11 protein-coding genes are annotated in these 12,296 nt (G+C 68.0%); 6 read left to right on the top strand and 5 right to left on the bottom strand.

What is annotated here, in order from left to right; genetic code table 11:
• The first annotated feature begins 280 nt into the window (after positions 1-280).
• The 6 genes from PSV23_RS12370 (at position 281) to PSV23_RS12345 (ending at position 6,809) form a co-directional block, all read left to right on the top strand.
• On the top strand, positions 281-1,720 hold the full coding sequence (locus tag PSV23_RS12370; protein WP_300469390.1) for an IS1182 family transposase: 1,440 nt from the start codon (positions 281-283) through the stop codon (positions 1,718-1,720).
• Between the two features lie 246 nt (positions 1,721-1,966).
• Positions 1,967-3,085, top strand: coding sequence for an acyl-CoA dehydrogenase (locus PSV23_RS12365; protein ID WP_300469388.1), 1,119 nt, complete (start codon positions 1,967-1,969; stop codon positions 3,083-3,085).
• 39 nt (positions 3,086-3,124) lie between these two features.
• Positions 3,125-4,207, top strand: a complete 1,083-nt coding sequence (locus PSV23_RS12360; RefSeq protein WP_300469387.1) for an ArsO family NAD(P)H-dependent flavin-containing monooxygenase — start codon at positions 3,125-3,127, stop codon at positions 4,205-4,207.
• A gap of 72 nt (positions 4,208-4,279) precedes the next feature.
• The gene (hmgA, locus tag PSV23_RS12355; protein ID WP_300469385.1) at positions 4,280-5,590 is read left to right on the top strand and encodes a homogentisate 1,2-dioxygenase; all 1,311 of its coding nucleotides are present in this window, start codon (positions 4,280-4,282) and stop codon (positions 5,588-5,590) included.
• A complete protein-coding gene (locus tag PSV23_RS12350; RefSeq protein WP_300469383.1) occupies positions 5,587-5,970 on the top strand; it encodes a hypothetical protein in 384 nt (127 codons plus the stop codon). Before hmgA ends, PSV23_RS12350 begins: the two co-directional genes overlap by 4 nt.
• A 38-nt stretch (positions 5,971-6,008) precedes the next feature.
• Positions 6,009-6,809 carry a DUF1295 domain-containing protein gene (locus PSV23_RS12345; protein ID WP_300469381.1) on the top strand — a complete coding sequence of 267 codons (801 nt, stop codon included), beginning with the start codon at positions 6,009-6,011 and terminating at the stop codon, positions 6,807-6,809.
• 89 nt (positions 6,810-6,898) lie between these two features.
• Here the strand turns inward: PSV23_RS12345 and PSV23_RS12340 are convergent, their stop codons facing one another.
• The 5 genes from PSV23_RS12340 to zwf form a co-directional block, all read right to left on the bottom strand.
• Positions 6,899-7,159 (bottom strand): hypothetical protein, encoded by a 261-nt coding sequence (locus tag PSV23_RS12340; RefSeq protein WP_055827584.1) that lies wholly within the window; start codon positions 7,157-7,159, stop codon positions 6,899-6,901.
• An 84-nt stretch (positions 7,160-7,243) separates the two neighbouring features.
• A complete protein-coding gene (gene glk, locus PSV23_RS12335; protein ID WP_300469377.1) occupies positions 7,244-8,221 on the bottom strand; it encodes a glucokinase in 978 nt (325 codons plus the stop codon).
• A 25-nt stretch (positions 8,222-8,246) separates the two neighbouring features.
• Positions 8,247-10,139: a phosphogluconate dehydratase gene (gene edd, locus PSV23_RS12330; RefSeq protein ID WP_300469376.1), complete on the bottom strand. Its 1,893-nt coding sequence runs from the start codon at positions 10,137-10,139 to the stop codon at positions 8,247-8,249.
• A complete protein-coding gene (pgl, locus tag PSV23_RS12325; RefSeq protein ID WP_300469373.1) occupies positions 10,139-10,846 on the bottom strand; it encodes a 6-phosphogluconolactonase in 708 nt (235 codons plus the stop codon). The genes edd and pgl overlap by 1 nt, the downstream gene beginning before the upstream one ends.
• The gene (zwf, locus tag PSV23_RS12320; protein WP_300469371.1) at positions 10,839-12,296 is read right to left on the bottom strand and encodes a glucose-6-phosphate dehydrogenase; all 1,458 of its coding nucleotides are present in this window, start codon (positions 12,294-12,296) and stop codon (positions 10,839-10,841) included. The genes pgl and zwf overlap by 8 nt, the downstream gene beginning before the upstream one ends.

Raw genomic sequence — 12,296 nt, 5'->3', positions numbered from 1 at the left:
TCACGCAATGGCCGGCTTCAGCGCGGCTCTGGCGCGACGGGTGCTTGAGGAGCAGGTCGCGAGAATGGCACCGCGAACCGTGTTCCGAAGTCTTCCAACTAGACCTTAAGCAGTCCGGTAAAGGGTCGAAAGTGAAGGGGTCAGCAGGTTAGATGGTCCACGGCGCTGTGGCGGCGCTGGCAGTGAAAGTTGGGTGTGTCTGCTCCTGACTGAGGCTGTGTGAAAACGCCGCCCCATCGAGCGAATTAGGGTAGCCTCCTGAGGTCAGCAGGAGGTGGGTATGGGCCGCTTCGTTCAGGGTGCAGATCGCCAGCAGCCGACGCTGCTTCCCGAGTGTCTCGATGACTATGTGGCCGAGGATAATCCGGTCCGGGTGGTCGATGTCTTTGTCGACGAACTGGACCTCCGGGATCTGGGCTTCGAGGGGATGACGCCGGCGGCGACGGGGCGTCCGGCCTATCACCCGGCCATGCTGCTGAAGCTCTACGTCTACGGCTACCTGAACAAGGTGCAGTCGAGCCGGCGGCTGGAACGGGAGGCGCAGCGCAACGTCGAGCTGATGTGGCTGACGGGGCGGCTGGCGCCGGATCACAAGACCATCGCCGACTTCCGCCGTGAGAACGGTTCGGCGATCCAGGCGGCCTGCGCCCGGTTCGTGGTGCTGTGCCGACAGCTCGGACTGTTCGGCGCGGCCCTGGTCGCCATCGATGGCTCGAAGTTCAAGGCGGTGAACACACGCGACAAGAACTTCACCGCCTACAAGGTCAAGCGGCGGATCGAGCAGGTGGCCGAGCACATCGCCGGTTATCTGCAGGATCTGGACGCTGCCGATCGGCAGGAGGGCGAGGCCGCCGAGGCGCGGTCCGGGCGACTGGTCGAGAAGATCGATCGGCTCCGCGCCCAGATGGCGATGCTGAAGACCATGGAGGCGGAGGTCGAGGCGTCACCCGACGGCCAGGTCTCCCGGACTGACCCCGACGCCCGGGCCATGGCGACGTCCGGTCGGGGCAGCGGCATCGTCGGCTACAACGTCCAGTCCGCCGTCGAAGGCGAGCATCACTTGATCGTCGCCCACGAGGTGGTGATGACGGGAAGCGACCGGGAGCAGCTCGCGTCCATGGCTGAGAAGGCCAAGGACGCCATGGGCGTCGAGGCGCTCGATGTGCTGGCTGACCGCGGCTACTTCTCCGGAGAAGAGATCCTGGCCTGCGAGGCCCTGGGCGTGACGCCTTATCTACCGAAGCCCCAGACCTCAGGCGCCAAGGCGGCGGGCCGCTTCGGCAAACAGGACTTCGTCTACCTGCCCGATCAGGACGCCTATCGCTGCCCAGCGGGCGAGCTGCTGCCGCGCCGCCTTACGACCGTAGAGAAGGGACAGACGCTGCATCGCTACCTGAATCGAGCCAGTTGCACCGGCTGTCGCCTGAAGCCGCAGTGCACGCCCAGCGTCGAGCGTCGGGTCACCCGCTGGGAGCATGAGGCGGTGATCGATGCGCTGCAGACCCGGATGGACCTGGCCCCGCGCGCCATGCGCACCCGACGACGGCTGGTCGAACACCCGTTCGGCACGATCAAGGCCTGGATGGGCCACACCCACTTCCTGATGAAGCGGCTGCCCAACGTGAAGACCGAGATCAGCCTCCACATCCTCGCCTACAACATGAAGCGGGTGATGGCGGTGCTGGGAACGAAGCCGCTGATGGAGGCGATCAGGGCCTGAGACGGAGGCGCCCCGCGCCTCGTCACAACCCGTGCGCCGATTCAGCTCAGCCCGTTTTTACACGGCCTCGACTCGTCGCGGCCGTTGGCGATGTCCGCTTTCGGCAACGACGCCCCCCCCCGCTGTTTCCGCAGGTCGGATTGAATGCCGGAGCGACTGAGCGCTGTATATACATTCGAACCCCCTCCTTTCCCCCGCCTTGCAGGCCGCCGGCCTCGTGTTGGCGAAACTTGACCCGGTGACCTGATGCCGCTGATCCTGACCGAAGAGCAGACGATGCTGAAGGAGGCCGCCGACGGCTTCCTGAACGAGCACGCGCCGATCGCCCACCTACGCAAGCTGCGCGACAGCAAGGATGCCGACGGGGTGTCGCGCGACCTGTGGCGGGCGTTCGGGGAGATGGGGTTCGCAGGCGTCATCATTCCCGAGGAACATGGCGGTTCCGGTCTCGGCGCGGTGGAGGCGGGGGTCATGGCCGAGGCCTTGGGGCGGACGCTGACGCCGTCGCCCTTCCTTGGTTCAGGCGTGCTGTCGGCGACCGTGCTGAAGGGCGGATCGGCGGAGCAGCAGGCGGCGTGGCTGCCCCGGATCGCGGCCGGCGAGGCGATCGTTTCGCTGGCCGTCGATGAAGGCCCCAAACATGCGCCGGCGCGGATCGCGACGACGGCTGAGCGGTCGGGCAACGGCTTCAGGCTGAACGGGGCCAAGGGCTTTGTGCTGGACGGCCATGTGGCCGATGCGGTGATCGTGGCGGCCCTGACCGAGAACGGCCTGACGCTGTTCCTCGTCGATCCGAAGACGGGCGGCGTCGAGATCGAGCGCACGGTCATGGTCGATGCGCACAATGCGGCGCGGGTAACGCTGACGGATGTCGAGGTCGATGCGGACGCAGTCATCGGCGCGGTTGACGGCGGTGAGGCGTTACTCGAAGGCGCTCTGAATCTCGGCCGGGCGTGCGCGGCGGCGTCGCTGAACGGAGCGGGAGATCAGGCCTTCCATACGACGCTGGAGTATCTGCGGACGCGCAAACAGTTCGGGAAACTGATCGGCGAATTCCAGGCGCTGCAGCACCGGGCGGCGCATCTGTTCAGCGAGATCGAGATCGCGCGGGCGGCGACGGCCGGGGCGCTCAATGCGCTGGACGCCGGGCGCGAGGACGCCGGGCTGGTTGTGTCGGTGGCCAAGGCCAAGGCCGGGCGCGTCGCCGAACTGGCGGTGCAGGAGGCGGTGCAGATGCACGGCGGCGTCGGCATGACCGACGAGTTCGACGTCGGCCTGTTCATGAAGCGGGTGCGGGTGCTGAATGAACTGCTGGGCGATGCGGGTTTCCATCAGGAACGGATGGCGAGAAGCCAGGGGTTCTGATCTCCCTGCCGACAAGCGGTTTCAGAAGAGGCGCACGCCTTGAAAACGACGAGCGAACCGGACCCGGCCTTTCTGGATGTCATCGTCATCGGCGGGGGGCAGGCCGGCCTGGCGGCCGCCTGGTATTTGCGCCGGACCGGCTTGAACCATGTGGTGCTGGACGCCGGTCAGCTGCCGGGCGGCGCCTGGCGTCACGGCTGGGACTCGCTGCGGCTGTTTTCTCCGAGCAGCTGGAGTTCGCTTCCGGGTTGGCCGATGCCGGAAAAGCCGGGTGTCGACTACCCGACCCGCGACGACGTGATCGACTACCTCACCGCCTATGAGCAGCGGTATCAGCTTCCCCTCGAGCGGCCGGTCCGGGTTCTGGCCATCAATGCGGTCGAAGGAGGACTGGAAGTCGCCACCGACCAAGGCGTTCGCAGAGCGAGGATGGTCGTCAGCGCGACCGGCACCTGGAGTCATCCCTTCATTCCTGAATACCCCGGCCGGTCAGGGTTCGCCGGCTTGCAGATGCACTCGGCCCACTACCAGTCTCCAGAGGCGTTCGCGGGCAAACGCGTTCTCGTGGTCGGCGGCGGCAACTCCGGCGCGCAGATCATGGCCGAGGTCTCGCTGGCAGCCGACGCGACCTGGGTCACGACCACGGAGCCGCTGTTCCTGCCGGACGACGTCGATGGCCGGGTTCTGTTCCAGCGCGCAACCGACCGCTGGAGGGCCCAGATGGAAGGCCGCACCGTCGACGCCCCCATCGGCGGCCTGGGCGACATCGTCGCCATCCCGAGCGTCAGGGCGGCGCGCGCGCGTGGCGCCCTGGTCAGCCGCCGTCCGTTCACGGCCTTCCACGAACGGGGGGTCACCTGGCCTGACGGCAGGGACGAACCGATCGACGCGGTGATCTGGTGCACAGGCTTCCGCCCCGCCCTGGACCATCTTCGCCCGCTCGGCGTCGTGGAGGCGGACGGACGGGTCGCGGTCGAGGACGGCCGATCGATCCGGCAACCCCGTCTCTGGCTCATGGGCTATGGCGACTGGACTGGAGCGGCCTCGGCCACCATCGTCGGGGTGACGCGCGCCGCCAGAGATATGGTGGCCCGGATTCAGCAGGCTGCTGGGTCGGCATGACGCCTCCGGATCACGCCGGAGTGGCCAATCGGTCCGGCCTGTCCTAGATCGAAGGACAGGGAGATACGCACCATGACGACGCGAACCAACGCGCCTCGATACCTGAGCGGCTTCGGCAATCATTTCGCGACCGAGGCCGTGCCCGGGGCGCTGCCCGAAGGGCGGAATTCGCCGCAGCGGGCGCCGATGGGGCTGTATGCGGAACAGCTGTCGGGGACGGCCTTCACGGCGCCGCGGTCCGAGAACCGGCGGTCGTGGCTGTACCGGCTGCGGCCCAGCGCCCAGCATCCGGCCTATCAGCCGTTCATCCAGGGCCGGGTGCGGTCGGGGCCATTCCATGAGGCGCCGCCGTCGCCGAACCGGATGCGCTGGGATCCTCTGCCGATGCCGACCGCGCCGACCGACTGGGTCGAGGGGCTGGTCACCTATGGCGGGACGGGCGACGCCGAGGCGCTGTCCGGGATCGGCATCCATCTTTACGCCGCCAACCGGTCGATGACGGATCGGGTCTTCTACTGCGCGGACGGGGAATTGCTGATTGTCCCGCAGCTGGGAGATCAGGTCTTTGTCACGGAGATGGGACGGATCGACGCCCGGCCCGGCGAGATCGTGGTGATCCCTCGGGGCGTGCGGTTCAAGGTCGAATGCCCGGATGGCGGGACGGGACCGATCCGCGGCTATGTCTGCGAGAACTACGGCGCGGCCTTCCGCCTGCCGGACCTGGGGCCGATCGGTTCGAACGGTCTGGCCAATCCGCGGGACTTCCTGACACCCGTCGCGGCCTTTGAGGACATCGACCGGCCGACCCAGTGCGTGCAGAAATTCGGCGGGCGTCTGTACGCCACGACCTTCGATCACAGTCCGCTGGACGTCGTGGGCTGGCACGGCAACTACGCGCCCTGCAAATACGATACGGCCCGGTTCAACACGATCGGCACGGTCAGCTACGACCACCCGGACCCGTCGATCTTCACGGTCCTGACCTCGCCCAGCGACACGCCGGGCGTGGCCAACTGCGACTTCGTTATCTTCCCGCCGCGCTGGATGGTGGCCGAGGACACGTTCCGGCCGCCGTGGTTCCACCGGAACGTCATGAGCGAGTTCATGGGACTGGTGACCGGGGAATACGACGCCAAGGAGGGCGGCTTCGCCCCGGGCGGCGCGTCGTTGCACAACTGCATGAGCGGGCACGGGCCGGATCAGGCCAGTTATGACAAGGCCGTCGCCGTGGACCTCAAACCGGTGAAGATCGCCGACACCCTGGCCTTCATGTTCGAGACGCGGCTGCCGATCCGGACCACGGAATGGGCTCAAACCAGCCCGACGATGCAGCTGGACTATGACGACGTCTGGACCGGGTTCCAGAAGGGACAAGTGGAATGAAGCGTCTTGCGATGATGGCGGCGGTGCTGCTGGCCGCCTGCCAGCCGGTTCCGGAGAAGGGCGATCTCGGCTTCGGCAACGAGCCCGAGCCCGTGGCCGTTCCGGAGAGCGCCGCGGCGGCGGACTGCATCGCGCGCAACGGCACGATGCAGCGGGTCGGCCGGATGCAGACGATGCAGTGCGTGGTGCGTTACGCTGACGCCGGCAAGCGCTGCACCGACAGCGACCAGTGCGCGGGCGAATGCCGCACGGCGGACGTTACGGCGCGTTCGGCGGCGGGTGCAGCTGTCGCCGGAATCTGCCAGGCCGACAGCAACCGGTTCGGCTGTTTCACCCGGGTCGAGGACGGCAAGGCCGAAGCCACCCTGTGCGTCGACTGACCCTGCATCCGCAGCCACAGCAGGGCCGTTCCTGAACCATGAGCCTGACCGAGATCGTCGCCCTGCTGGGCCTGAACCTGGCCCTGATCGTCGCGGTGATGCTGGGGCTGTGGCGGGTCGCCTTGCGGCTGAAGGACGTCAGCTTCATCGACGGCGTCTGGCCGCTCGGCATGCTGATGCTGGCGCTGGCCACGTTTCCACGCACCGACGGCGATCCGACGCGGAAATGGCTGCTGGTCTGGCTGGTCGCCGTGTGGGCGATCCGGCTGGGCTGGCATCTGCTGAGCCGCTGGCGGCGCAACGGCCCCGATGGCCGCTATGTCGAACTGGTGGAGAACCAGGAGAAGGCGAAGGGCTGGGCGTTCGGCAAGACGGCCCTGCTGTTCGTCTTCCTGCCGCAGGCGGTGCTGGCCTGGCTGACGTCCCTGCCGGTGCAGCTGGGGCAGGTGGCCTATGCGCCGACGGTGGGTTGGATCGGCTGGACCGGAGCGGTGCTCGCAGTGATCGGCATCGGTTTCGAGAGCATCGGGGACGCCCAGCTGGCGGCGTTCAAGAAGGACCCGGCCAACAAGGGCAAGGTGCTGGACACCGGGCTATGGAAATACACCCGGCACCCGAACTATTTCGGCGACGCCTGCGTCTGGTGGGGGCTGTATCTGGTCGGGGCCGAGACGGGGCCGGGGATATGGGCGATCGCCGGGCCGGTCTTCCTGACCTTCACCCTGACGCGCTGGTCGGGGATCAGCATCACCGAGAAGGCGACGGCGAAATCAAAGCCGGGCTACGAGGACTATGTCCGGCGCACCAGCGCCTTCATCCCGTGGCCGCCGAAACCCTGAGTCCAAAGGAAAACCCCCGCCGCTTGCGCGACGGGGGCTGACTTTCCGAAGGAAAACCGGGGGTCATGAAGGCCCCGGCTGTCCGGGTCTTACTGGCCCGGGTTCGCCGTCGACGGCGAGGTGTTCGGCGTGTTGGCGGTGGTGGCGCCGCCGTCAGCGTTGCCGGCCTGTTGCTCGATCATGTCGGCTTTTTCGTTCAGGGCCGTTTCAGCGGCTTCGGTCGGAGCCGCAGCGGCTTGTTCTTCCAGGGCGTCGGCCTGGACTTCGGCGGTCTTGTCGGCCTGGCTTTCGCAGGCGGCGACGCCGGCCAGGGCGAAGATGGCGGCGGAGGCGATGATCAGTTTACGCATGAGGATATCCTTCCAGAGTGGAAACCGGATAACTCGGCCGCGACGCTTCGGTTCACGGTCCCGTGAGAAAAAAGTGTTGGAACGTCAATTTTCTTCGGCGAAGGCCACCCGGGCGGCCCCCAGCAGGGCGGCGTGCTTGTGCAGGATCACCTTCGTCGGGATGGCGGCCATATAGTCCTGGAAGCGGCCCTTGCGCTCGAACCGCTCGCGGAAGGGGCTGGCCTTGAGGAAGGGCAGGATGCGCGGGGCGATGCCGCCCGCGATGTAGACGCCGCCGCGCGCGCCGGTGGTCAGGGCGATGTCGCCGGCCACGGCGCCCAGGATGGCGCAGAACCTGGCCAGGGTGGCGCCGCAGGGGCTGTTGGGATTCTCCATCGCCTCGGTGGTGATCTGGGCCGGGTCGTCGATATGGCTTTCGCGGCCGTCGATCTCGGCCAGCGCCCGGTGCATGTTCAGAAGGCCCGGGCCGCAGATCAGCCGCTCGATGGAAACGCGGTCATAGCGCCGGCGCAGGATGCGAAGGATCTCGTCCTCGACCGCGTCGCCGGGGGCGAAACAGGCGTGGCCGCCCTCGGAGGGCATGGCGATCTCGGTCCCGTGGATGTCGCGGGCCAGAGCCGAGACGCCGAAACCGGTGCCGGGCCCCAGCACGGCGATGGCGGTGTGGGGCTCGCCCTCGGCGGGACCGCCCAGTGAGGCCAGCATGTCGTCCGGCACCACGGGCGCGCCCCAGGCCAGGGCCTCGAAATCATTGATCAGTCGGACGGGGTTCAGGCCCAGCGTCTGGAGCTCGGACTCGGACACGCGCCACGGCGAATTGGTCAGGTCGATCTCGCCGTCGGTGACCGGGCCCGCCACGGCGATGACGCCGCCGGTCGGCTTGATTTCGCATCCCTCGATGAAGGCGGCCACCCCCTTGAGAAAGGTCGGATAGGTTTCGGCGGGGAAGCTGTCGTGATGCTCCAGCACCGGCTTTCCCTTGACCATATGGGCCAGGGCGAAGCGGGCGTTGGTGCCGCCGACGTCGCCGACGAGCAGGGTCTTGTCCCATGCGATGGTCATGGAGCGGTTCTCTCCCGAGGGTGCGTCATGCGTCGACCGCCCGGTCGACGACATTGTTGTCGGGCGGCGTGTCCGCCTCGGCCGAAGCCCCGACGGGCGGGGCGAAACAGACCGAGGCGCCTTCTTCCGCGGTCGAGACCAGATGGCGGAACGCCGAGAACAGTTCGCGGCCGTAGCCCCAGGCCGTGCCTTCCGCATGGGCCCGCGAACGGACGGCCGCGGGGCGGGCGGTCAGGTCGGGCACGCCGACGGTCGTGAGCACGCCCGCGTCGGCGTCGAGGCGAATGATGTCGCCGTCGCGGACATGGGCCAGCGGACCGCCGGCGAGGGCTTCGGGCGAGACGTGGATGGCGGCGGGCGTCTTGCCCGAGGCCCCGGACATGCGGCCGTCGGTGACGAAGGCGACCTTGAACCCCTTGTCCTGCAGCACCGACAGGGCGGGTGAGAGGCTGTGCAGTTCGGGCATGCCGTTGGCCTTCGGTCCCTGGAATCGCAGGACGATGACCACGTCGCGGTCCAGCCGGCCGTCGCGGAAGGCCTGGAGCGCGTCCTCCTGGGTTTCGAAGACGGCGGCGGGGGCCTCGACGATGCGGTTCTCCGGCTTGACCGCCGAGACCTTGATGACGGCGCGTCCGAGGTCGCCCTGGACGAGACGCAGACCGCCTTCCGTGTCGAAGGGATCGGACGCCGGGCGCAGAATGTCCGTGTCCAGACTTTCGCTGACGCCGTCCTTCCAGACCAGTTCACCGTCGATCATGACCGGCTCCTGGAAATAGGGGTGGATGCCCTCGCCCATGACGGTCGTGACGTCGGAATGGATGTGGCCGGCGCCGGCCAGTTCGCGGGCGACGAAGGCGACGCCGCCGGCGGCCTGGAAGGCGTTCACATCGGCCGAGCCGTTGGGATAGACGCGGGCCAGCAGCGGGGTGACCGAGCTGAGCTGGTCCATGTCGGTCCAGTCGATCAGCACGCCCGCGGAACGCGCCATGGCGACCAGATGGATGGCGTGGTTGGTCGAGCCGCCGGTGGCCAGCAGGGCGACGATCATATTGACGATCGACTTCTCGGAGATGACGTCGGCCATCCGGCCCTGACCGCTGCGGGCCAGTTCGACCGCGCGCTTCGCCGCCGCCGCCGTCAGGGCGTCGCGCAGGCCGGTCTCGGGATGAACGAAGGCGGTCGAGGGCAGGTGCAGCCCGCCCAGCTCCATCATCATCTGGTTGGAGTTGGCGGTGCCGTAGAAGGTGCAGGTGCCGGGAGAGTGGTAGCTGCCGATCTCGCTTTCCAGCAGCGTCTGACGGTCGACCTGGTTCTGGGCGTAGAGGGCGCGGACGCGGGCCTTCTCGGCATTGGGTATGCCCGAGGGCATGGGGCCGGCGGGGGCGAAGACCACAGGCAGGTGGCCGAAGGCCAGCGAGCCCATGAACAGGCCGGGCACGATCTTGTCGCAGACACCCAGGGCGACCACGGCGTCGAAGGCGTCGTGGGTCAGACCAATGCCCGTCGACATGGCGATGACGTCGCGGCTGAACAGCGACAGCTCCATGCCCGGGCGCCCCTGGGTGACGCCGTCGCACATGGCGGGCGTGGCGCCGGCGACCTGGGCGGTGGCGTTCACCTCGCGCACCGCGTCGCGGATGATCCGCGGAAAACGTTCGAACGGCTGATGCGCGGACAGCATGTCATTGTAGGCGGTGATGACGCCGACGTTGGGCTGGGTCCCCGACATGGCGTTCAGCTTGTCCTTCACCGGCGCGCCGGCGAAGGCGTGGGCCCAGTTGGCGCAGGACAGTTTGGCGCGGCCGGCGCCGCTGTCGCGGGCGGCGTCCATGCGGCGGATGTAGTCGGCGCGGGTTGCCCTGGAGCGTTCGACGATGCGGGCGGTGACCTCGGCGACAACGGGGTGGAGGGCGGGCATCAGGCTTTCTCCGTCCACAGAACGTCGAGGGGGACGTTGGCCGCGATCAGGGCGGCGATGGGCTGGATGCGGGGATCGCCGGCGGCCTCGCGCTCGAACACGGCCCGTTTGGCGGGGCCGGTCAGGGCCAGGACGACGCGGCGCGCCCCGATCAGATACGGCAGGTTTATCGACAGCCGCTCGAGGCTCGGCGCGGCGCCGTCGCGGCCGTGGGGCACGCCGAGCACCGTCGGCGGCAGGGTCGTCGAGAGCAGGGTCTTCAGGGTCGGGCTGTCAGGGAACATGGAACAGATATGGCCATCCTCCCCCATGCCGAGAAGGACTGCGTCGAGACGAGACCCTTCATGGGCCAGCGCACGGGCGGCCAGTGCAGCGGCGCGGTCGACCGTGACCTCTGAATGGTACAGTGGCACGAAACGGGCGGCGGCGGCCGGGCCGGTCATCAGCGTCTGTTTGACCAGGGCCGCGTTGGAGTCGGGCGAGGTCTCGGGAACGTAGCGCTCGTCGATCAGGGTGACCGCTACATTGGCCCAGTCGAGATCCGCGCCGGCCATCGCCCGGTAGATCGGCGCGGGAGTCGATCCGCCCGCGCCGGCGAAGACGGCCTTGCCGGTTTCGGCGAGGGCGGCGGCGAGGGTCTCGGTCAGGCGGGCGGCGCAGGCGTGAGCCCAAGACGAGCCGTCAGCAAAGGTTTCGATGTCACGCATCGCCCGTGTTCCAGTGGCGGCCGGTGCGGGACAGCAGATAGCCCGACTCGGGCGGGCCCCAGGTTCCGGCGGCGTAGTCCTTCGGCTTGAAGGCCGCGCCCTGCCAGGCCTCGGAGACCTCGTCGACCCATTTCCAGGCCTGCTCCGCCTCGTCGCGGCGGACGAACAGGGTGGAGTCGCCGTTCAGGGCGTCGAGGAGCAGCCGCTCATAGGCGATGCGGCGGCGTGGCGGCCTGGCGTCCTTGTCGTTCTGCCCCCAGGACAGGGACATCTCGATGGGCTGGAGCTGCATCCGCTGATCCAGCCCCGGCTTCTTGTTCATCACCGACAGGGAGATGTCTTCCTCGGGCTGCAGCGCGATGACGAGGCGGTTGGCCTGCACCTGGCCGCGGTCGTTGTCGAAGATGGAATGCGGCAGCGGCTTGAACTGGATGACGATCTCGGTGCGCTTTTCCGGCAGCCGTTTGCCGGTGCGCATGAAGAAGGGAACGCCGGCCCAACGCCAGTTGTCGATGTCGGCGCGGACGGCGACGAAGGTTTCGGTGTCGGACGGGGCGCCGCGCTCCTCGTCATAGCCGGAAACGGCCTTGCCCTCGACCGTTCCGGCGACGTACTGGCCGCGAACGGTGACGCGCCCGGCTTCTTCGTGGGTGATCGGACGGAGCGAACGCAGCACCTTGACCTTCTCGTTGCGCACCGAGTCCGGATCGAGGTCGCTGGGCGGCTCCATGGCCACCAGGCAGAGCAGCTGGAGCATGTGGTTCTGGAGCATGTCACGCAATGCTCCGTACTCGTCATAATAGGGCCAGCGGTCGCCGACGCCGACGGTCTCGCCGACCGTGATCTGGACGTGGTCGATGCTGAGGTTGTTCCACAGCGGTTCAAAGATGGTGTTGCCGAAGCGCAGGGCGATCAGGTTCTGGACCGTCTCCTTGCCGAGGTAGTGGTCGATGCGGAAGACCTGCTGTTCCGAGAAGGCGTCGGCCACGGCGTCGTCGATCTCGCGGAAGGTTTCGAGGTCGCGCCCGACCGGCTTTTCCAGCACCACGCGGTCGTCGGCCTCGGCCAGGCCAGCGGCGCGCATGGCGGTGACGATGCGGGCGTAGAGCGACGGCGAGACGGCGAGAAAACTGGTGCAGGCGCCGTCGCCGACCTTGTCCTTGAGCGGCTTCAGGCTTTCGGCGCTTGTGGCGTCGACGGCCAGATAGTCGAGGCGGGCCTCCAGGCGGCCCCACGCCTCGTCGGACCAGGCGTCGTCGGCCCGGGCCTTGCCCTCGACCGAGGCGCGGACCTTGGCGACGTATTCGTCACGGCTTTCTTCCGAACGGGCCGCGCCGATGATCTTCAGACCGTCGGGCAGCAGCCCGTCGTGCTCAAGGAAATAGAGCGAGGGCAGAAGCATCCGCATGGCGAGGTCGCCGCCGCCGCCGAACAGCACCAGGGCCGCCAT

This window comes from Brevundimonas sp., from assembly GCF_029946145.1.
Lineage (GTDB): Bacteria > Pseudomonadota > Alphaproteobacteria > Caulobacterales > Caulobacteraceae > Brevundimonas.
The sequence above is the reverse complement of the archived record's forward strand: the minus strand, read 5'-3'. Positions and strand labels throughout refer to the sequence as shown.